Origin of the sequence: Paraburkholderia tropica (assembly GCF_014171495.1) — a bacterium.
Taxonomy (GTDB): domain Bacteria; phylum Pseudomonadota; class Gammaproteobacteria; order Burkholderiales; family Burkholderiaceae; genus Paraburkholderia; species Paraburkholderia tropica.
The window spans coordinates 1,059,936-1,080,664 of sequence record NZ_CP049137.1 but is presented as its reverse complement, the minus strand read 5'-3'; the positions used below and the strand labels follow the sequence as shown (position 1 = coordinate 1,080,664).

Genomic DNA, 20,729 nt, shown 5'->3' with positions numbered 1-20,729 from the left:
CGATCCTGGCTAGACATTTGGCAGATGGCCTACTCTTCCTCCGGCGCGTCCTCCCGCCGTTTCTCCCGCCACATCACGCGCGCCGCCACCGCCGCGGCCGCGATGCCCGACGCGGCGCCCACCACCAGCGCCCAGCGCGGCCCGAGGTGATCGGCCACCCAGCCGACGATGGGCGCGCCGATCGGCGTGCCACCCAGCGCCACCGCGAGCCGGATCGCCAGCACGCGTCCGCGCATCGACGGTTCGGTCGAGAGCTGCATCAGGCTGTTGGTCTCGGTCGTGACCGTGAGCGCCGCCACGCCGATCAGCACCAGCGCCGCGCCGAACCAGCCGTAGCTCGGCGCAATCGCCGCGAGCGCGCACCCGACACCGAACACCGCCGAGGCGATCAGCAGCGACTCGAAGCGCGGCCGGCTGCGATGCGCGCCGAACAGCGCGCCCGACACCGTGCCCACCGCCATCAGCGAAGAGAGCAGACCGTAGCCGCCTGCATCGGCGTGAAATACGCGCACCGCCATCGTCGAAATGAAGATCGGAAAGTTCAGGCCGAACGTGCCGATCAGGAACAGCATCACGACGATCGCCTTCAGGTCCGGGCGCGACCACACGTAGCGAAACCCCGCCACCAGGCTGCCCTTCGCCGGTTTCGCCCGCGCGCGCAGGCGCAGATCGCGGGTGCGCAGCCGCGTGAGCGACACCAGCACGGCGATGAACGACAGTCCGTTGAGCACGAACGCCCAGCCCACGCCGACCGAGGCGATCACGACGCCCGCCACGGCCGGCCCGATCATCCGCGCGGCGTTGAACGAGGTGGAGTTGAGCGCGACGGCGTTGGCGAGATCGGCGTCGCCGACCAGTTCGGAGACGAAGGTCTGGCGCACCGGCGAATCGAACGCCGTGGTGCTGCCGAACAGAAACGCGAACACGTAGACGTGCCAGAGCTGCACCGTGCCCGTGATCGTGAGCAGGCCGAGCAGCAGCGCGAGCGTGCCGAGCGTAGCCTGCGTGAACATCAGCAGACGACGCTGATCGAAGTGATCGGCGGCATAGCCGGACCACGGCAGAAACAGCAGTTGCGGCCCGAATTGCAGGCCCATGACGATGCCCACGGCCGCCGCGCTGTGATGCGTCAGGCCGGTGAGCACGAGCCAGTCCTGCGCGGTGCGCTGCATCCACGTGCCGACGTTCGACACCAGCGCGCCTGCCGACCACACGCGGTAATTGAAGCTGCGCAGCGAGCGGAACATGCCGGTCGCCGGTTCGGCGCGCGCGGTCGCGCCCTGGGAATCTTGCGGCTGGCTCATGCGTGCGGCCTCACTCGTCCACGAGGCGCTTGAGCAGCAGCACCGCGCGCGCGAGCTGTGTCTGCTCGGTGGCGGAGAGCCGCGCGTCGATCACGTGGCCGAGCCAGTCCTCGCGCGCCGCGCGACTCGCGCGCACCGAGCGCCGGAAGGTCTCGGTGAGCGACCAGAGCGTCTGGCGGCCGTCGGCGGGGTCCGGCGCGCCCTCGATCTGCCCGAGCGCCTCCAGCGCGGCCACGATCGTGCCCATCGACTGCGGGCGCATGCCTTCGGCGCGCGCGAGGCTGGACACGGTGGCGGCGCCGTCGCGTTCGAGCCGCAGCAGCACGGCGATCTGCGACGGCGTGAAATCGCCCGCGCTGCCCTGCTCGCGCATGCGCCGCCGCAGCTTGCCGACCAACGCGCGCAGGTCGCCGGCCAGCGCGCCGGCCAGTTCGGAAACCGGTTCGTCATGTGAGGAAGTCATGCACGCATTCTAGAAGATATGAAGTCAAACTACAAAGTTAAACTTCATATCTCGTCGATGCCCGACGACCTCCGGTTTGCGCGTAAGAAAATCGTAAAGTGAACGTGCAGCTTCGGCGCCGAAACGAAAAGTGGCTTTCCTCAACTACGGAAAGCCACTTTTCCGGCGAATGCCGAAGCACTCACATCACGTATCGGATTTCAGTTTTCCGCCGACCGCCCACGCGTCCTTTTCGATTTCGTTAAAGACGATTTCGACGACCTCGGGCGGACACGCCAAGGTTTCGACGAACACACGCGTAATGCCGCTTGCGAGTTCGCGCTTTTGTTCGAGCGTCTTGCCCGGATGCATTTCAATTCGAAGGATAGGCATAATGACTCCGTTTTTTACCGCGTTCCATCGACGCGGACGCAGTCATTATCGGGAAGCGCGAAGCATGGATAAACGGGCTACGGGTTGGGATACTCCAAACCGCGCAGTTTGGAATGCGGCATTGAATACGGCAGCAAGTGCAATATCAATTGCACGATCAAACGGGGATGCGCATGGCGGATAAATTAGCGGGAATGCAAATGTTCGTCCGCGTCGTCGAATCCGGAAGTTTTGCCGCGGCGGCCGCACTGAGCAACGTCACCGCGACCATGGCCGCGAGACACGTGCGAGAGATCGAGGAGCGACTTGGCGCGCGGCTGCTGCATCGGACCACGCGTCAACACAAGCTCACGGAAATCGGCACGCTCTATTACGAGCGATGCAAACGCGCGCTGCACGAATTCGAACAGGCCGAAGCCAGCGCCGCCGAATTGCGCAGCAGTCCGCGCGGCCGACTGAAAATCGTCGCGCCGGTCAGCTTCGGCAGCGAAAAACTTGCGCCGGTGCTCGCCGATTATCTCGAACGGCATCCCGAAGTCAGCGTCGATCTCACGCTCGACAATGCACCGGTCGATCTGATGCGCGAGGGCTATCACCTCGCGATTCATATCGGCGAACTCGACAGCGCGGATCTCGTCGCGCATCCGCTGCATGCGTATCGACGCGTGCTCGCCGCCGCGCCGTCCTATCTCGAAAGCCACGGCCAGCCGGAATCGCCTGCGCAATTGCGCGATCACGCCTGCCTCGGCCTCGCCTACTGGAAAAAGAAGGAGTTTTTCTGGGCGCTCGTCGGTCCCGATCAGCAGATCTGCCATGTGCCGGTGGAAGGTCGCTTCACTGCGAACGACGGTCGAGCGTTGCGCGCCGCGGCCCTGCGCGGCACGGGCATCGTGCTGCAACCGGACCTGCTGCTGGAAAACGATCTCGCCGAAGGCCGCCTCGTGCCGGTACTGCCCGAATGGAGCCACGTGCATACGCCGATGCATCTCGTCCATTCGCGCGAGTTGCGGCCCACGGCCATGCTACGGAGTGCCATCGATTTCTTAGTCAAGCGTTTGTCGGCGTCATAACCGAACGCACGCATAGCGTTCGCGATTACGCTTCGCGAACGCTACGCGCAGCAGCAAATGGCTTAGCGCTGCGGAACGCCGTCGCGCCATTCGCCCCAATGCTTGACGATATCCTGCACCAGCGGATTGCCGGTGAGATACAGATTATCGATGGCGATTGTAAAGCCGCCCTGCGCCGCGTAATTCAGCAGATTATCGGCGCTTGTTTGCCCCGCATAGGGCCGATCGAAATCCGAACCGGCGCGCAGCACCGCCACGCGATTGAGATCGACACGATGCGTCGCCGCCGCGCGTTTGAGCGCCTCGTAGGTGGCGTTATCTTCCTGCTGCGTCGTGCAATAAGTGCCCTTGCCGTCGGTGAGAATCTTTGTCCACTGCCGCGCGCGCTCGCCGATGTCGGTGCCCGACCACCACGTATCGCCCGCCAGCGTATCGCACTGGATCACGGTCGGCGGACGATTCGCCGGCGCATAGCTGTATTTGGCGCGCGCCGCCTGCGCCTGCGCGTTATCGCTAAGCGTGACGTTGCGCGACAGTGCGAAAGCCGCATTCGTGAGCGCCGGATTGAGCTGAAACACTTCGGTGCGGTAATCGAGCGGCGGCTTCTGCGTGGGGTCGGTCGTGTTGATGCCGAGATAACCCGTATTCCAGCCCGCCGGAATTTCGCGTCCGTCGATTTCCCACTGAATGCCGAAGTCGACGAGCCAGTTCGCCCACGCGGCGGAACCTACCGTGCCCTGTTGCGGATCGATGCCCGCGATGCCCGCCACCATGAAATAGGTGTGACGCAAATCGAAACGCGGCGAGAACGTCAGCGCCATGATCGACGCGGCGGCATTCGTGTGACCCATGCCCGTCGTCATCACGCAGACATCCTGGCGATTGCAATGCACCGCCGGATAATCGGGCGACAAGCCCGCCACGGTGATGTCCTGCCACGGACCGAGATGATCGAGCCACACCTGGCCTTCGGGGCCGAACATGGAGATGATCATCACCTTGACCGGACGGCCGTGCGAACCGCCGTCGTCCTGCGCGAAACTGTCGTCGGCCTGGGCGATAGCCGGTGCAGCGACTGCGCCCGCCACCAGCCACGATGAAAGCACTGCATAAAAAGCACGATTAAGCATAGGAGGCCCCACCTGTGAGGTAAGAACTGCGGTTGCGAAACGTGAATCGCGTGCCGTTTTGTCGATTAAGGTCTTGTTTTACTGGCGTGCAGCGTGGGACCCGAAGTGAAAGCCGCGAAAGCCATTCAGGCGACGCTCAGTATAAGCCGATAAATAATTCTGTCGGCAAGCGGTCAGGAATTTGAAGGTGAAGCATGTCAGTGGCCGCAATCGTTACGCATAGCGTGCCACTCGACCCCGGTGCGTAAATCGCCGACAATCGATCAATCAAAGTGGGCCATTTCATCACGGCTGATTCGCTTAAAACCCACGCTCCCATTTTCGTGAGTCTTCATGCAAATCGAATCGCCTCCCGTGTCCGGTTATCCCGGCATTTCGCTACGGCAACTCGAACGCGCCGACATCGACGCCTGGTACGCGTATCTGTCGTTACCGCATGTGGTCGAGCACACGAGCTGGAATCTGCGCTCGCAAGCCGATCTCCTGCCGATGTTCGACGCTTTCGAATCGACCGCGACGCAATCGGTGCGACGCCTCGCGATGGTCAGCGACGACGACGCAAAGCTGATCGGCACGATCGGCTTCCACACGATTTCCGACGTGAACCACACTGCCGAAATTGCCTACGACCTTGCGCCCTCGCACTGGGGCAAGGGTATCGCGAGCGCGGTCTGCAATGCGGTCGCGGCCTGGTCGTTCAATGCGTACGGCTTTATCCGCGTCCAGGGCACGGTATTGAGCAGCAATGCGCGCTCGGCGCGTGTGCTGCAACGCGCCCGTTTCCGCCACGAAGGCCTGCTGCGCAGCTATCGCATGGTGCGCGGCACGCCCGGCGACTTCATGCTCTACGCGCGACTCGCCACCGACTAACCCGCATTATTCCGGCCACGCCAACAATGGCGCGGACCAGACACGATTCGCACACCAATCGGCCCGGCTCAACGGCGCACGCGCCCGCGCGTTCGCCGCTCGCCATGCTCCGGCGCCGATTCTGGTAATGTCACGCACATGCAAACGATCCTCTCCATCGAGAATCTCTCGAAAGTCTATGCAACGGGATTCCGCGCGCTCTCGAACATCAATCTGGATATCGGTCGCGGCGAAATCTTCGCGCTGCTCGGGCCAAACGGCGCGGGCAAAACGACACTCATCAGCATCGTCTGCGGCATCGTCAATCCGAGCGAAGGCCGCGTGCGCGTCGCCGGTCACGATATCGTCACGGACTATCGCGCCGCGCGTTCGCTGATCGGCCTCGTGCCGCAAGAGCTCACGACCGACGCCTTCGAAACCGTCTGGGCCACCGTGTCATTCAGCCGCGGTCTGTTCGGCAAGCCGCCCAACCCCGCTTATGTCGAGCGCGTGCTGCGCGATCTTTCGCTCTGGGAAAAGCGCAACAACAAGATCCTCACGCTGTCGGGCGGCATGAAACGCCGCGTGCTGATCGCGAAGGCGCTGGCGCACGAGCCGCAGATCCTGTTTCTCGACGAACCGACCGCCGGCGTGGACGTCGAACTGCGCCGCGATATGTGGGAACTCGTGCGCGGCCTCAAGGCCAACGGCGTGACCATCATCCTCACGACGCACTACATCGAGGAAGCCGAGGAAATGGCCGACCGCATCGGCGTGATCAATGCGGGCGAAATCATGCTGGTCGAGCGCAAGGACGTGCTCATGCGCAAGCTCGGCCGCAAGCAGTTGACGCTGCAACTCGATACGCCGCTCACCGCCATTCCGGCCGCGCTCGCCGCGTGGCGTCTGGAACTGGGCAACGACGGCGCCGAACTCACCTATACCTACGACGCCGAAAACGAGCGCAACGACATCATCGCGCTGCTCAAGAGCCTGGGCGATGCCGGCATCGGCTTTACCGATCTGAAAACAAGCCAGAGTTCGCTGGAGGACATCTTCGTGAGTCTCGTCGGCAAGGACGCGGCGGCTGCCGCGCGCGGCACGGCCACTACATCCGCTACGTCTGCCGAAAGCGGCCAGGACCAGGAGACCTCACGATGAACCTCTACGCCATCCGCGCGATCTACCGTTTCGAAATGGCGCGCACGCGGCGCACGCTGATGCAGAGCATCGTCGCACCGGTCATTTCAACGTCGCTCTATTTCATCGTGTTCGGTTCCGCGATCGGTTCGCGCATCAAGGAAGTCAATGGCGTGAGCTACGGCGCGTTCATCGTGCCGGGTCTGATCATGCTTTCGCTGCTGTCGCAAAGTATTTCGAATGCGTCGTTCGGGATTTATTTTCCGCGCTTCACCGGCACGATTTACGAGTTGCTCTCGGCGCCCGTATCGTATTTCGAAATCGTCATCGCTTATGTGGGCGCAGCGGCCACCAAATCGATTCTGCTCGGACTGATCATTCTCGCCACCGCCGCGCTGTTCGTGCCGCTGCAGATCCAGCATCCGTTCTGGATGATGCTGTTTTTGCTGCTCACGGCGGTCACGTTCAGTCTGCTCGGTTTTATCATCGGCATCTGGGCGGACAATTTCGAAAAGCTGCAGATCGTGCCGCTGCTGATCATCACGCCGTTGACGTTTCTCGGCGGCAGTTTCTATTCGGTCGATATGCTGCCGCAGGCGTGGCGCGTGATCACGCTGTTCAATCCGATCGTCTATCTGATCAGTGGTTTTCGCTGGAGTTTTTACGGGCTCGCCGATGTGGCGGTCGGCGTCAGTCTCGGCATGACCGCCGCCTTTCTCGCGCTGTTCCTCGCGATTACCGCGTGGATCTTCAAGACCGGTTATCGCCTGAAAAACTAGGCATCGCGCGCGAAGTCGCCGGATCAGAAACGCCAGCCGCTCACGCGCGCTGGCGTTTTTTTATGCCTGCGTTCTGAACGTCTCGACTGCATCGCACAACTTGCGCGCTTCATCGCGCAGACAAGCGGCGGCCGCGGCCGCCTGTTCGACCAGCGCGGCATTCTGCTGCGTGCCCTGATCCATTTGCGTCACGGCCTGATTGATCTGATCGATGCCGCGGCTTTGTTCGTGCGAAGCCGACGCGATCTCGCCAATCAGCGTCGCCACGCGTTCGATCGAAGCATGCGCGCGCTGCATTGCGTCGCCCGCAACCGCCACCGACGCGTTGCCTTGCTGCACATTCGACGCGGACAATTCGATCACGCCACGCACGTCCTTCGCCGCCGCCGACGAACGCTGCGCGAGCGAACGCACCTCGGACGCGACGACGGCGAATCCGCGTCCCTGTTCGCCCGCGCGCGCCGCCTCGACCGCCGCGTTGAGCGCGAGAATATTGGTTTGAAACGCGATGGCTTCGATCATGCCGATGATTTCGCCAATCCGCAGTCCGCTATCGTCGATACGCGACATGGCGTCGACCACGCTCGACACCGCCGCGCTGCATTCGCGCGCGATCTGCTGCGCCTGCGACGCGAATTCGCTGGCCGTTTCCGCGTTGCCCGAGTTCTGGCGCACGGCCGAAGTCAGTTCCTCCATGCTCGCCGCCGTCTGTTCGAGCGCGGCGGCCTGCGCTTCGGTGCGCGCGGAAAGATCGGCGTTGCCGGTGGCGATTTCGTTGGTGGCCCCGGCAATCGAACCCGCCGACAGCTTCACGGCGTCGATGGCGAGACGCAGGCGTTGCTGCATCGCGTGAACGGACGCCATCAGGCTATGCGCCTGATCGGGCCGCACGTCGAGCCGCATCGTGAGGTCGCCTTGTGCAATGCGCTCGCACACGCCCGCCACGAATTGCGGATCGCCGCCAAGCTGGCCATTCACGCGGCGAATGATCAGACCAAACACCAGCGTGACCGCGAGACCCACGGCGCAGACAATGGCCACGCCATACGCAAGATGCAGATAAAACTCGCGGTCGATATCGTCGACATACGCGCCGGTATAGACGTGCCAATCCCACGCTTCGACATATTGGCCATAGGCGATTTTGGGCTGCGTGCGCGTTTCGCCCGGCTTCGGAAAACGATAGGTCGTCGTGTACGTGCCGTCGCGATCGTGCTGGATGATTTCAGCAGTGAAATGCTTGCCCGTTTCGTCGACGAGATCGTTGATCTTGTTTTCGAATTCCGGCTTGACCGGATTCAGCAATTGCAGCATCGACGAATCCACCACGAGCAAGTAACCGCTCGTGCCGTATCGGATAAAGCGCAATTGCGCGAGCGCGCGGCTTTGCGCCTCGGCGACGGGCATCTTGCCCTCGCGCGACGCTTTTTCGTAACCCTGAACGATGCTGACTGCCGATTGCACCTGCTCGCGCAGCGAGGTCACGCGGTCGTCCATCATCAGATTGCGGGTCGCGATCGAATTGATGACCGAAAGCGTGAGCAGACTGAACCACACCACGGCAACGGTGCTCCATAACGTCGCCTTGAAGCTGAGATTGCGCATGTTCCTCGATGTCTCCCGTTATTTATCGTGCAGAGCCAGTCAGATTTCGGCTCCATGCCGGGGATATCGACCGATGCATTCAGCACTGAAGGGAAAGCGGCGCGCGTCGCGCCCGCCATCACGGCGACTCCGGAACACCTCACACCGCGAATGCCTTGATGGGCCGAAGCGCCAGCCCGACCGCGCCGTCACCGCCCGATAAACAACTCGCAACGCAACGCGCGCCAATCAGATGGGCCGCTTCGCAGCAGTCTTGCAGCCGCTTTTCGCAACCGTTCTTTCCATAAGTTTTCACTTATTAAAATTGACGGTCCGTGTATATCGATCTTTCGTATCGCAAACTGCATACTTTTCTCCACGGAAGGACGCAGCCGTCCACGTGTCCAGCACAACCCGCCATTCTGGAGAAACGAACATGAGCGAACCGACTCTCACCGCCGCCAACGTGACCGACCTGCGCTCGGCCATCGAACTGCTCAAGCAGCACGAAGGCGAATACGTCGAAACGAACGAACCTGTCGACCCCGAAGCCGAACTGTCCGGCGTCTATCGCTACGTCGGCGCGGGCGGCACGACCGCGCGTCCGACCAAACGCGGCGGCCCCGCGATGATGTTCAACAACGTCAAAGGCTTTCCGGCATTTCGCGTCGCCATCGGCATGCTGGGTTCGCGCAAGCGGGTTGCGCGTCTGCTCGGCGCGGAACCGGAAAAGCTCGGCTTTCTGCTGAAGGATTCCGTACAGCATCCGATCGAACCGGTGCTCGCCGAACCGGGCCGCGCGTTCTGCCAGGAAATCGTGCATCGCGCCGACGAACCCGGCTTCGATCTGCATACGCTGCTCCCCGCGCCGACCAACACGCCCGAAGACGCCGGTCCCTATCTGACGATGGGCCTGTGCTACGCGGCCGATCCGGAAACCGGCGAGCACGACGTGACGATTCACCGTCTGTGCGTGCAGAGCAAGGACGAGCTGACGATGTGGCTCACGCCGGGCCGCCATATCGACGCCTTCCGCATGAAGGCCGAAGCCGCCGGCAAGCCGCTGCCGATTTCGGTGAGCATCGGCGTCGATCCGGCGATTTACGTGGCCGCATGTTTCGAGCCGCCGACCACGCCGCTCGGCTACGACGAACTGAAGATTGCCGGCGCGCTGCGCGGCCGTCCGGTCGAACTCTCGCAGTGTCTGACGATCAATGCGCGCGCCATTGCGCACGCCGAGATCGTTATCGAAGGCGAACTGCTGCCGAACGTGCGCCAGCGCGAAGACCAGAACACCGACACCGGCAAGGCCATGCCCGAATTCCCCGGTTACACCGGTGAAGCGAAGGACGAGCTGCCGGTCATCAAGGTCAAGGCCGTCACGCACCGCCTCAACCCGATTCTGCAGACCACGATGGGCCCCGGCGAAGAGCACGTGAACATGGCGGGCATTCCGACCGAGGCGAGCATTCTGCAGATGGTCGAGCGCGCGATGCCGGGCAAGCTGCTCAACGTCTACGCGCACAATTCGGGCGGCGGCAAGCTGCTCGCGGTGATGCAGTTCAAGAAGTCGGCGGCGGTCGACGAGGGCCGCCAGCGCCAGGCCGCGATTCTCGCGTTCGCGGCGTTCCCCGAACTGAAGCACGTGATGCTCGTCGATGAAGACGTCGATATCTTCGACACCGACGACGTGCTGTGGGCCATGCAGACGCGCTTTCAGGGCGATGTCGACACCATCAGCATTCCCGGCGTGCGTTGCCATCCGCTCGACCCGTCGCAGACGCCCGCGTTCAGCCCGAGCATTCCGGAAGTGGGCACGAGCTGCAAGACGATCTTCGACTGCACGGTGCCGTTCAAGCTCAAGCACGAATTCGAGCGCTCGAAGTTCCTCGAAGTCGATGTGAACCGCTTCCTGCCGGGCTTCAACGGCAACTGAAACGCGCGCTCAAACGCACGTTGAACCCCTCCTGTCGTATCCTGACCGGGCATCGTCCGGCCGGGAGCGGCTGTCCCTCGATCAATCGATCGCATCGAACCGCGGCCGCGTACGCGCAGCCGCCCTCATCGTGACCGGCGCACGACTGAACAAGGTCGATCTCATGCAGACTCCCTCACCCTCAGGCATCGCCGCCCTGCTACGCCGGCCGTTCGTCGCGCTGCGCGCGTTGCTTTCCCAGCTCGCCTCGCCTGCCGCGAAGCGGCGCTTCCCGTTCGCCGTGCGCGCCGGACTGTGCTGCGGCATCCCCGTGATGGCCGGCTGGTTCGCCGGCGACATTCATGCCGGGCTGCTCGCCACCATCGGCTCCTTCACCGCGCTGTACGGCAGCGATCGTCCTTATCGAAACCGGGCCGTGCATCTGGCCGCGATCGCCTTCGCGCTCGCGGCGGTGGTCTCGCTCGGCATCTGCGTCGCCCCGCATGCCGTGCTGGCCGTCGTGATGGTCGCGCTGATCGCGGCGCTTGCCACCTTCGTCTGTAATTCGCTGCATATCGGGCCACCGGGCGCGTACATGTTCGCGCTGGCCTGCGCGAGCGGCACCGGCATGGCGGCCGGCGGCGCCGATCCGATCCATAGCGGGCTGTACGTGCTGTGCGGCGGCATCGTCTCGTGGCTCGCGCACATGGCCGGTGCGCTGCTTGATCGGCGCGGGCCGGAGCGAGCGGCCATCGCCAGCGCGGCCGAAGCCGTGGCCGCTTTCGCCGAGAGCCAGGATGCCGCGAAACGCGTCGTGGCCCGCCACCGCGCCGCGCGCGCACTCGACGACGCGTGGACCACGCTCGTCACCTGGCAATCGTTCTCTTCCCCGCAGCGTTCATCGGGCACGCCTGGCGACCCCGTGCTCGACGCCTTGCGCCGTCAAGGCCGCCGCCTGCACCGGATCTTCTCCGAGCTGCTGACGGAAACCGGCGCTCAGGACGCCCGTCGCGCCGAATGCCTGCAGCTTGCGCGCGAGGCGCGCCATCTCGGCGAGGAGGCGAGCCACGCGCCGCTGCCCGACGCGCCTTCCGCTGCCGCCCGATTTCCGCTCAGCCGCCGCACGGCGTTCGCGTCGCTGCGCGAGAGCGTCGTGCCCTGGTCCAATCCTCTGTTGCTCGCGGCGCGCGTGGGCGTGGCCACGTTGATCGCGGGCGGGATCGGCGTGGCGCTCGGGCTGGATCGCGCGTACTGGGGCATGGCGGCCGTCGTCGTCGTGCTCAATCAGGCCTATGGCTGGCCGGGCACGTTCCGGCGCGCCTGTTATCGCGTGCTCGGCACGCTCGCCGGTCTGATCCTCGCGTGGGCCGTGCTCGCCGCCCATCCGCAAGGTCTCTGGATCGCGGCGGCCGTGGGCCTGCTGCAATTCGCCATCGAGATCTGGGTCGTGCTGCAGTACGCCGTCGCCGCGATCTTCATCACCGCGAATGCGCTGACAATCGCGGCGGGCGGCCAGGGCTTTCCGGCCATCACGCATCTGTTCAGCGCGCGGGCGCTCGATACGGCCATCGGCTGCGCCGTCGCGCTCGCGGTGTTCCACTTCACGGTGCGCCGTTCCGCGCATCGGCAGTTGCGCAGCGAAATGGCCCGCACGCTCGCCGCCGCCCAGCGCGTGCTGCGCTGTCTGTCGCACGGCGCCGTCACCGCGCCCGAAGCGCTGGAAGCACGACGCGATCTGCAACATCAGACCATTACGCTGCAACAGGTCTTCGAAGCCGATGCGCCCGCGCTGAAGCGCAACGCCCCGCTCTCGCGCACGCTCGGCAGCGCGGCGGCGGCCACGCAACGGCTCGCTTACCGGCTGCTGAACGCCTGCTGGGAGCAGGAAGCGGTGGGCGAACGCGACGCCCCGCCCGTCGTCGACGCGGCCACGCTGTTCGAGGATTACGTGCTCGCGCAGGAGTGGCTCGAAGTGCTCCGGCTCCATCTGGACGGCGATGCGTCGCCGCGCTGGCCGCAACGTCATGCCGTATTCCTGCACGACGAAATCGACGCGCTGACCCGCACGCTTCGCGAACCGCAGTGATCGCCCGCGGCGCGACATGGCATGGCACAGACGCCGATGCCGTGCCGCCGCCGCACATTCCAGAGCGATCCGGCACACCCGATCCATACGTTCTAACTTATTAAATTCGCGCGTTCGAGTGTATCGATCTTCTGATTGAGAACTCGCATACTTCACTTATCGACGGAAGCCGTCCAGCCGCCACGCAGCGGGACCCGCTCCGCTCCTCAACACGCACACTGGAGAGTCACATCATGCAAAAGCCACGAGTCGTAGTCGGAATCAGCGGCGCCACCGGATTCATGTATGGCGTCAAGGTGCTGGAGATTCTGCGCGAACTGGGCGCGGAATCGCACCTCGTCATGTCGAAGGCCGCCGGTCTCACGCGCGAACACGAAACCACGCTCTCGCGCCAGGACGTGATCGACATGGCCGACGTGTTCTATCCGACCGGCGCGGTCGGCGCGGCGATTTCGAGCGGTTCGTTCCGCACGGCCGGCATGATCGTCGCGCCCTGCTCGATGAACACGCTGGCCTGCATCGCGAACGGCGTGACCGAAAACCTCGTCACGCGCGCCGCCGACGTCACGCTCAAGGAGCGCCGCCGTCTCGTGCTGATGGTGCGCGAAACACCGCTGCATCTGGGCCAGATCCGCAACATGGCGGCGGTGACGGAATACGGCGCGATCGTGTTTCCGCCCGTGCCCGCGCTCTATGCCGGCCCACAGACGGTGGACGCGATCATCACGCACAGCGCCGCGCGCGCAGTCGGTCTGCTCGGCTTCGAATCGAAGGCGCAGCCGCGCTGGGGCGAAACCGTCGCGGCGCTCGACGCCGAACAGGAACTCGCGTGGTAAGCCACGCCGCGCCAACGCCGACCTCGCACGATTTGCCTGATTTGCCCGATTTGCCCTCGATCCCGCCGGAGCCCGCACGCATGAACGCCTTGCCGTCCGCCATCGTCGATGTCCTGCGCGCGCATCACGTGCTGTCGCTGTCCGTGTGCAGCCAGGACGTGCCGTGGGCCGCCAACGCCTTTTTCGCCTTCGACGAAGACACCGCGAGCTTCGCCCTGCTCGGCCATCTGGACACCCAGCACGCGCGCATGCTGCTCGCCAATTGCCATGTCGCGGGCACGGTCGCGGGCCAGCCCGCGGCGGTGAACGAGATCGTCGGCGTGCAGTTCTACGGCCTCGCGCGCGTGATCGAGGATGAAGCCGAGCGCCGCGCGGGTCTCGCGCTCTATCACGCGCGTTTTCCGTTTGCGCAGGGCATGGCGGCGCCGCTCTGGCGCATTCATCTGCTGCGGCTCAAGCTCACCGACAACCGCACGACGTTCGGCAGCAAGACGACGTGGGAACGCCATGCGGGCGACGCTGGCGCAGCCTTCAACTCATCAGCCCAACCCTCAGGCCCGCACTCACGCTGACGCGCCCGAAATGCGCCGCGCCAGCGAGCGCGCGCTTTCGAGCAGCGCCTCGGCGATGGCGTCGCGCTCCGCCGCGAAACGCCCGGTCGGCAGCGTGACGGTGATCGAGTACGGCTTGCCGCCCATTTCGAGCGCGATGGCGAGCGCGGAAATGCCCTCGAACGGCACGTCTTCTTCGATCGCGTAGCCGTCGCGGCGCGCCTGCGCCAGTTCCTCATCCAGCACGGCGCGATCGACGGCGTTCGGCGCGGCGGCGATCTGCGCCTCGCGCGGGCCGTCCGCGAGGATCGCGAGCATGGCCTTGCCCGGCGCGCTCGTGAACATGTCGACTTCGAGCACCTTGGGCAGCACCACGCGCAGCGGCCGCGGCGAACTGAACGCTTCGAGCACCAGCACGCGGCCGTTGGCGAGCGTGGTCAGCACCACCGATTCGTCGAGTTCGGCGAGCAGGCGGTTCATCTCGCTGCGGAACGCCTCGACCGGATCGGCGTCGAGCCCGCGCGCCAGCACGCTCATTGTCGGGCCGAGGCAGAAGCCGCCGCCCGCCGGCGCGGGCGCGACCATGCCCTCGTCCTCCAGCGCGCCGACGATGCGCTGCACCGTCGAGCGCGGCAACTCCACCCGCGTGGCGATCGCGCCGAGGCTCAGGCCGTTGCGCCCCTGCTCGGCCAGCACGCGCAGCACGCCCACGGCGCGCCGGATCACCTGAATGCCCGAACGCGCGTCGTCGCGCTCCTCCTGGGCCGCTCCTGTCACTTCGTTTTTCTTGACCATGTTCTCACTGAGGTGTCATCGCACCGAATAACCATATTGTGATACATTGCACCGCATTGCGGTTACTCGCATTATCGACGCAAGGCATGGCAGCGCCCAAGCGTGTTGTTAGAAGGAAATGATTTTGGACAAAAAACCCTTAATTGGGCTCGGCGGCGTCATCGTGGCAGCAATGTCCGCCGAATTCAACGATCAGGTGGGTTCGGCGGCGATGATCGACGTGCGCGGCGCGCTCGGCATCGGCCACGACCCCGGCATCTGGATCGAAAGCCTCTATCTCTCGGGCATGGTGATCGGCATGGCGCTGTCGCCGTGCTGGTCGGCGGCGGTCACGCTCAAGCGCATGGTGCTGTTCGCGATCGCGCTGAACTGCGTGGCGACCGCGCTGCTGCCGCTCGCGCCCAACGAAGCCTGCTTCTACGCGCTGCGCGCCGTCGAAGGCTTCGCGCACGGCCTGACGATCCCTTTGCTGATGACGACGGCGCTCAAGTACCTCACGCCGAACATCCGCCTCTGGGGGCTTGCGTGCTACGCGCTCACCGCGACCTTCTTCCCGAACCTGAGCGCCGCCGTGTCCGCGCTGTGGACCGACGTGGTCGGCTGGCAGTTCGTGTTCTTCGAAGCGATCCCGCTCTGCACGATCGCCGCGCTGTGCGTCTGGTACGGCATGCCGCAGGATCCGCCGCATTACGAGCGCCTGCGCCAGTACGACTGGCCCGGCACCCTGCTCGTGATCGTCGGACTCGGCGCGCTGACGACGATGCTCCAGCACGGCAGCCGCCTCGACTGGTTCCAGTCGAAGTTCATCTGCACGCTGGCGCTCATCAGCGCGATCGCGCTGCCGCTGCTGGTCATCAACGAATGCCGGCAGACCATTCCGCTGTTCCGCCCGCAACTGCTCAAGCGCCGCAACTTCGCGTATGGCGTGTTCACGCTGTTCTGCTTCGTGATCGTGGCGATGTCGAGTTCGACGGTGCCGTCCGAGTATCTCGCCGATGTACAGGGCTTCCGGCCCATGCAGATCTGGACCGTGATGGCCGAAGTGGCCGCGCTGCAACTGATCTTTCTGCCGCTCGTCGTGCATCTGCTCGATATCGAATGGATCGACGCACGCTGGATCAACGGCCTCGGCCTGCTGTGCCTGATTACTGCGTGCATCGGTTCGAGCCAGCTCGATTCGACCTGGAGCCGCGAGCAGTTCTATCTGTGGCAGGCGGTTTCCGGTTTTGGTCAGGCCTGCGTGGTGCTCTCGCTGCTGATGATGGCGACCAACGCGCTGGTGCCGCAGGAAGGTCCGTTCGCCTCGTCGCTCGTGAACATGCCGCGCGGTTTGAGCGAAGTGATCGGCGCGTGCCTGCTCACGCTGATGGCGCGTTTTCGCGGCCAGTTGCACGCCACGCGTCTGCTTGAAAGCGCGGGCACGCATCGCTTTTCGACCGTGCAGGCGAACGGCGGACTCGATCCGCAACATCTGCCGCCGCTGCTCGCCGATGGCGCGCAACGCGGCGCGGACAGCCTCGCGGGCTTCGCGCACGCCATCGACGTGCAGCGCGCCGTGATGGTCGTCAGCGACGACTATCTGCTGCTCGCGGGCGTCGCCACGCTCATTTTCGTCGTGCTGCTGGTGCTGCCCGAACGCACGCATCCGCCGCGCATCGCACTCCTGAAGAAATAACGACGCGTCGAACCCACACGTCTAACGCTACCGATTTACCCATGAACGATATGACCCAACCCGCCGCCGCAGCGGCCAAGCCGTCCGCGCCTCAAACGTTGCACAAAGAAATGCACAAGGAAACTCCGCCGAAAAAGAGCCGCGTGCCGCTCGTCATCGGCATCGCCATCGTGGCGCTGTTTGCCGGTGTCGCCGGCTGGAAGATCTACGCGCCGAGCGCCAACGTCTGGACCGACGACGCGCGCATCACCGCGCACTACACGACGATCGCGCCGCGCGTCGCCGGACAGATCGCGAGCGTAAGCGTGCAGGACAACCAGAGCGTGCACGCGGGCGAGTTGCTCGCGACGCTCGACGACCGCGACTACCGCACCGCCGTCGAGCGCGCGCAATCGCAGCTCGATCGCGACCGCGCGCAGGTCGACGACGCCTCGGCATCGGTCGCGCGCCAGCCCGACGTGATCGCGCAAAACAGCGCCCAGGTCCAGCAGATCGAGGCGCGCCTCGCGCTCGCGCAATCGAACGCCACGCGTTATCGCAACCTCGCCGCGTTCGGCTCGGGCTCGAAGCAGGACACCGAAGCCGCCGACACCACCTTGCGCGAACAGAGCGCGCAACTGGCGCAGGCGCGCGCGGCCGTGAGCGCGGCGCAGCATCAGCTCGATCTGCTCAAGGCGCAGCACGAAGCGGCGATCGCCACCGTGCACGCCGACGAAGCCGCGCTCGCGCAAGCGCAACTGAATCTGAGCTACACGCGCATCGTCGCGCCGATGGACGGCGTGGTGGGCGAGCGCGCCGTCGAGCCCGGCAATTACGTGAGCCCGGGCGCGGCGCTGATGGCGCTCGTGCCCGTGAAGGGCATGTATGTGGAAGCGCAGTATCGCGAGGTCGCGCTCAAGCATATGCAGCCGGGCCAACACGTGCGTGTGCATGTGGATGCCTACGATATCGATCTGAACGGCGTGGTCGACAGCGTGCCGCCTTCGACGGGCGCCGTGTTCGCGCCCATCGCGCCGGACAACGCCACGGGCAACTTCACGAAGATCGTGCAGCGTCTGCCGGTGAAGATCGTGTTCGCGCCGGACCAGCCGAAGGCGGATCTGCTGCGCCTGGGCATGTCGGTCGAAACCACCGTGCTGACCGATAACGCCGATGTCGTGGGCAAGCTGCGCGATACCTATCATGCAAGCGATGCCAGCGCCGCCGGCAACACTAGCGCCGCGCAAGCCGCACAAGCCACCAGCGACGCGGACGGAGCGGGAGCATGAGCATGGCCCTCGACAAGCTCAAACCTCGCGCGCGGCCGCTTGCGCTCAAGACCGGCGTGATCGGCGCCATCGCCCTGCTGGGCGCGCTCGTTAGCGGCTGCACGGTCGGCCCGCGCTTCGAGCCGCCCAAACCGGACACGCCGCCGCCCTCGGTCTGGCACCTCACGCCCGGCGACGGCACCAGCGACGTGACCACGGGCGCCATCGACGAAACCTGGTGGACGCGCTTCCAGGACCCCGAACTCGACAGCCTCGTGCAACGCCTCGTCAAGCAGAACCTCGACCTCGCAAGCGCGAGCGAACGCGTGATCGAGGCGCAGGCGGCGCGGCGCGTGACGGCGTCGGCGGGCATGCCGAGCGTGGGCGCGTCGGTGTCGCAGGCGCACGATCGCATCAGCTCGACGGGCACCTCGACGCTCGTCACGCATCCGCCCGGCGCGCCGCTCGAATACGACGACTGGGGCGCGGGCCTCTCGGCGTCGTGGGAACTCGACCTGTTCGGCCGCGTGCGCCGCGCCGTGGAAGCCGCCGACGCGGGCACCGTCGCCGCCGAAGAAGCGCGCCGGGGCGTGGCGCTCGACGCGCTCGCCGAACTCGCCGCCGACTACATGACGCTGCGCGGCGCGCAACAACGCGAAGCCATCGCGCGCCGCAATCTCGACAGCGCCACGCACGCGCTCGAACTGGTCGAAAACCAGTACGAAAACGGCATCGGCAATACGCTCGACGTGGCGCGCGCGAAGGCCACGCGCGACGCGATCGCCGCGCGCGTGCCGGATCTGCAAACCACGGAACAGCAGAGCATCAACGCTATCGGCCTGTTGCTCGCGCAACCGCCGCGCGCGCTGCAGGACGAACTCGCGCCCGTCGCCGCGCTGCCGCTGCTGCCGCCGCAAGTGCCGGCGGGCTTGCCTTCTGCGCTGCTGCGCCGCCGTCCGGACATTCGCGAAGCCGAGGCGCGGCTGCATCAGGCGACCGCCGAAACGGGCGTGGCCGTGGCGTCGTTTTATCCCGACGTGAGTCTGACCGGCAGCGTCGGCACCGAAGGGCTGCAATTCGGCAATCTGTTCAGTCTCGCGAGCCGCGCGTTCTCGATCGGGCCGAGCATCGATATTCCGATCTTCGAAGGCGGGCGTCTGCGCGGCACGCTCAAGCTGCGCCGCGCGCAACAACGCGAGGCCGCGATCGCGTATCAGAAGACCGTGCTGCAAGCGTGGCGCGACGTCGATAACGCGATGACCGCGTATGGCAATACGCAGCGCCGCCGCAGCGAACTCGCGCAGGCCGTCGATCAGGAACGCACCGCGCTCACGGCGGCCACGCAGCGTTATCAGCAAGGCAGTTCGAGCTATCTGCAGGTGGATACCGCGCAGGACGCGCTGCTCGGCGGCGAAGACACGCTCGCCCAGGCCGACATGGCGCTGCGCGAACAACTCGTGGCGCTGTACAAGGCGCTGGGCGGCGGGTGGTCGGCGGCGGGCTGATTTCCATTGACGCTTAAAGCGTTTTAACCGACACGAAAGACTTCACACACCCAGGTGTGATAGCCGAGGCGCCAGCCTCGTTTGCAGCCCCGGCGACCGGAATTCGCCGGGGCTTTTTTATCGCTATGCTTTTTATTCGATTCAGCTTACACGTAATACATTGAAAGCATTATTTTCAAAAATAGCTGAAGAATCTTTCAATGTCGGGACACATTCCCGAATTCACACGCGTGGCCGACAATATCAGGCTGCTATCGATACGCGCGAAGTATTCGCGCCCGTCGCACGCTCTCTTTCTCTCTCTTCGTCACGTCGATCAACAAGAATGAAAGTGCTTCGTCAATTCATGCCGCTGGCGATAGCAGCGGCACTCGCCTTCTCCGCCAGCCATTGCGCATTGGCTCAGGACAGCGCTGCGGCATCCGGCGCGGCCGAAACGCAGGACGGCCCCGTCTACGGCCCTGAACTTCAAGGCTTCGACTATCCGTATCCGGTCAAGACCTTCACGTTCACGTCGCAACGGCAGACGCTCAACATGGCGTATATGGACGTGCCGCCCGACGCCGCCAAAGCGAATGGCCGCACCGCCGTCCTGCTGCACGGCAAGAACTATTGCTCGGCCACCTGGGCGCCCACCATCAAGGTGCTCAGTGAAGCGGGCTATCGCGTGATTGCCATCGACCAGATTGGTTTCTGTAAATCGAGCAAGCCGGACAACTATCAATTCACCTTCCAGCAACTCGCGCTCAATACGCACGCGCTGCTGGAATCGCTGGGCGTCGACCATCCGATCATGATTGGCCATTCGACGGGCGGCATGCTCGCGATCCGCTATGCGCTCACGTGGCCCGAGCAAACGCAGCAACTCGTGCTCGTCGATCCGATCGGTCTCGAAGACTGGCGCGCGAAAGGCGTGCCGCCGGTTTCCGTCGATCAATGGTACGAACGCGAGTTGCATACGTCGGCCGCGCGCATTCGCAACTACGAGAAAAACACCTATTTCGCGGGGCAATGGAAAGACGCCTACGAGCCTTCGGTGCAGATGCTTGCCGGCATGTATCGCGGCCCGCAGCGCGCGAGCGTGGCGTGGAATTCTGCGCTGCTTTACGACATGATTCTCACGCAGCCGGTTTATTACGAACTCTCGCATCTCCAGCCGCCCACGCTGTTGATGATCGGCGATAAGGACACCACGGCCATCGGCAAGGAATACGCTCCGGCGGCCATCCGGCCGACGCTCGGCAATTACCCCGCGCTCGCGCATCATGCGGCCAGCGTCATTCCGCATGTTCAGCTCGTGGAATTTCCCGACGCCGGTCACGCTCCGCAAATGCAGGTGCCCGACCGCTTCCACGCCGCCCTGTTGCGCGGCCTCGCCGAAGCGAACGCCGCAAACTGATATCGATGAAAGGCAGGCGCGGCGCGGCG

General features: G+C 64.7%; 18 protein-coding genes. 12 read left to right on the top strand and 6 right to left on the bottom strand.

Translation table 11 applies throughout. From position 1 onward, the window contains the following. Nucleotides 1-29 precede the first annotated feature (29 nt). The 3 genes from G5S35_RS35195 to G5S35_RS35185 form a co-directional block, all read right to left on the bottom strand. Nucleotides 30-1,304: an MFS transporter gene (locus tag G5S35_RS35195; protein WP_183040151.1), complete on the bottom strand. Its 1,275-nt coding sequence runs from the start codon at nt 1,302-1,304 to the stop codon at nt 30-32. 10 nt (nt 1,305-1,314) lie between these two features. Next, nucleotides 1,315-1,767 carry a MarR family winged helix-turn-helix transcriptional regulator gene (locus G5S35_RS35190; RefSeq protein ID WP_065064127.1) on the bottom strand — a complete coding sequence of 151 codons (453 nt, stop codon included), beginning with the start codon at nt 1,765-1,767 and terminating at the stop codon, nt 1,315-1,317. 186 nt (nt 1,768-1,953) lie between these two features. Beyond that, nucleotides 1,954-2,139, bottom strand: coding sequence for a 4-oxalocrotonate tautomerase (locus tag G5S35_RS35185; RefSeq protein ID WP_065064125.1), 186 nt, complete (start codon nt 2,137-2,139; stop codon nt 1,954-1,956). Between the two features lie 200 nt (nt 2,140-2,339). Between G5S35_RS35185 and G5S35_RS35180 the strand changes: the two genes are divergently transcribed. Beyond that, nucleotides 2,340-3,209 carry a LysR family transcriptional regulator gene (locus G5S35_RS35180; protein WP_237181820.1) on the top strand — a complete coding sequence of 290 codons (870 nt, stop codon included), beginning with the start codon at nt 2,340-2,342 and terminating at the stop codon, nt 3,207-3,209. Between the two features lie 62 nt (nt 3,210-3,271). Here G5S35_RS35180 and G5S35_RS35175 read toward each other — a convergent pair whose 3' ends face one another. Next, nucleotides 3,272-4,339, bottom strand: a complete 1,068-nt coding sequence (locus G5S35_RS35175) for a purine-nucleoside phosphorylase (RefSeq protein WP_065064123.1) — start codon at nt 4,337-4,339, stop codon at nt 3,272-3,274. 333 nt (nt 4,340-4,672) lie between these two features. Between G5S35_RS35175 and G5S35_RS35170 the strand changes: the two genes are divergently transcribed. From G5S35_RS35170 to G5S35_RS35160, 3 genes are all read left to right on the top strand, one after another. Then, nucleotides 4,673-5,209: a GNAT family N-acetyltransferase gene (locus G5S35_RS35170; protein ID WP_074983071.1), complete on the top strand. Its 537-nt coding sequence runs from the start codon at nt 4,673-4,675 to the stop codon at nt 5,207-5,209. Between the two features lie 138 nt (nt 5,210-5,347). After that, complete coding sequence (locus tag G5S35_RS35165; protein ID WP_110327027.1) at nt 5,348-6,349, top strand: ABC transporter ATP-binding protein; 1,002 nt, start codon at nt 5,348-5,350, stop codon at nt 6,347-6,349. Then, nucleotides 6,346-7,107 (top strand): ABC transporter permease, encoded by a 762-nt coding sequence (locus tag G5S35_RS35160; RefSeq protein ID WP_065064119.1) that lies wholly within the window; start codon nt 6,346-6,348, stop codon nt 7,105-7,107. The genes G5S35_RS35165 and G5S35_RS35160 overlap by 4 nt, the downstream gene beginning before the upstream one ends. 60 nt (nt 7,108-7,167) lie before the next feature. On the opposite strand, the gene G5S35_RS35155 is transcribed toward G5S35_RS35160, so the two are convergent. After that, nucleotides 7,168-8,712, bottom strand: a complete 1,545-nt coding sequence (locus tag G5S35_RS35155) for a methyl-accepting chemotaxis protein (protein WP_183040149.1) — start codon at nt 8,710-8,712, stop codon at nt 7,168-7,170. Nucleotides 8,713-9,127: 415 nt separating this feature from the next. Between G5S35_RS35155 and G5S35_RS35150 the strand changes: the two genes are divergently transcribed. The 4 genes from G5S35_RS35150 (at nt 9,128) to G5S35_RS35135 (ending at nt 14,100) form a co-directional block, all read left to right on the top strand. After that, the gene (locus G5S35_RS35150; protein WP_183040148.1) at nt 9,128-10,627 is read left to right on the top strand and encodes a UbiD family decarboxylase; all 1,500 of its coding nucleotides are present in this window, start codon (nt 9,128-9,130) and stop codon (nt 10,625-10,627) included. Nucleotides 10,628-10,790: 163 nt separating this feature from the next. After that, nucleotides 10,791-12,692, top strand: a complete 1,902-nt coding sequence (locus G5S35_RS39330) for an FUSC family protein (RefSeq protein ID WP_202035035.1) — start codon at nt 10,791-10,793, stop codon at nt 12,690-12,692. 233 nt (nt 12,693-12,925) lie between these two features. Beyond that, nucleotides 12,926-13,528 carry a UbiX family flavin prenyltransferase gene (locus G5S35_RS35140; protein ID WP_065064112.1) on the top strand — a complete coding sequence of 201 codons (603 nt, stop codon included), beginning with the start codon at nt 12,926-12,928 and terminating at the stop codon, nt 13,526-13,528. A gap of 80 nt (nt 13,529-13,608) precedes the next feature. Beyond that, nucleotides 13,609-14,100, top strand: coding sequence for a pyridoxamine 5'-phosphate oxidase family protein (locus tag G5S35_RS35135; protein WP_065064110.1), 492 nt, complete (start codon nt 13,609-13,611; stop codon nt 14,098-14,100). Here G5S35_RS35135 and G5S35_RS35130 read toward each other — a convergent pair. After that, nucleotides 14,092-14,874, bottom strand: a complete 783-nt coding sequence (locus tag G5S35_RS35130; protein ID WP_065064108.1) for an IclR family transcriptional regulator — start codon at nt 14,872-14,874, stop codon at nt 14,092-14,094. The genes G5S35_RS35135 and G5S35_RS35130 overlap by 9 nt on opposite strands. A gap of 172 nt (nt 14,875-15,046) precedes the next feature. On the opposite strand from G5S35_RS35130, the gene G5S35_RS35125 reads away from it, so the two are divergent. From G5S35_RS35125 to G5S35_RS35110, 4 genes are all read left to right on the top strand, one after another. After that, a complete protein-coding gene (locus G5S35_RS35125) occupies nt 15,047-16,549 on the top strand; it encodes an MFS transporter (protein ID WP_197520385.1) in 1,503 nt (500 codons plus the stop codon). A gap of 41 nt (nt 16,550-16,590) precedes the next feature. Continuing rightward, nucleotides 16,591-17,817, top strand: coding sequence for an HlyD family secretion protein (locus tag G5S35_RS35120; protein WP_202035034.1), 1,227 nt, complete (start codon nt 16,591-16,593; stop codon nt 17,815-17,817). Beyond that, the gene (locus tag G5S35_RS35115) at nt 17,814-19,301 is read left to right on the top strand and encodes an efflux transporter outer membrane subunit (protein ID WP_183040147.1); all 1,488 of its coding nucleotides are present in this window, start codon (nt 17,814-17,816) and stop codon (nt 19,299-19,301) included. The genes G5S35_RS35120 and G5S35_RS35115 overlap by 4 nt, the downstream gene beginning before the upstream one ends. Before the next feature lie 325 nt (nt 19,302-19,626). After that, nucleotides 19,627-20,700 (top strand): alpha/beta fold hydrolase, encoded by a 1,074-nt coding sequence (locus G5S35_RS35110; RefSeq protein WP_074983081.1) that lies wholly within the window; start codon nt 19,627-19,629, stop codon nt 20,698-20,700. The last annotated feature ends 29 nt before the right edge of the window (nt 20,701-20,729 follow it).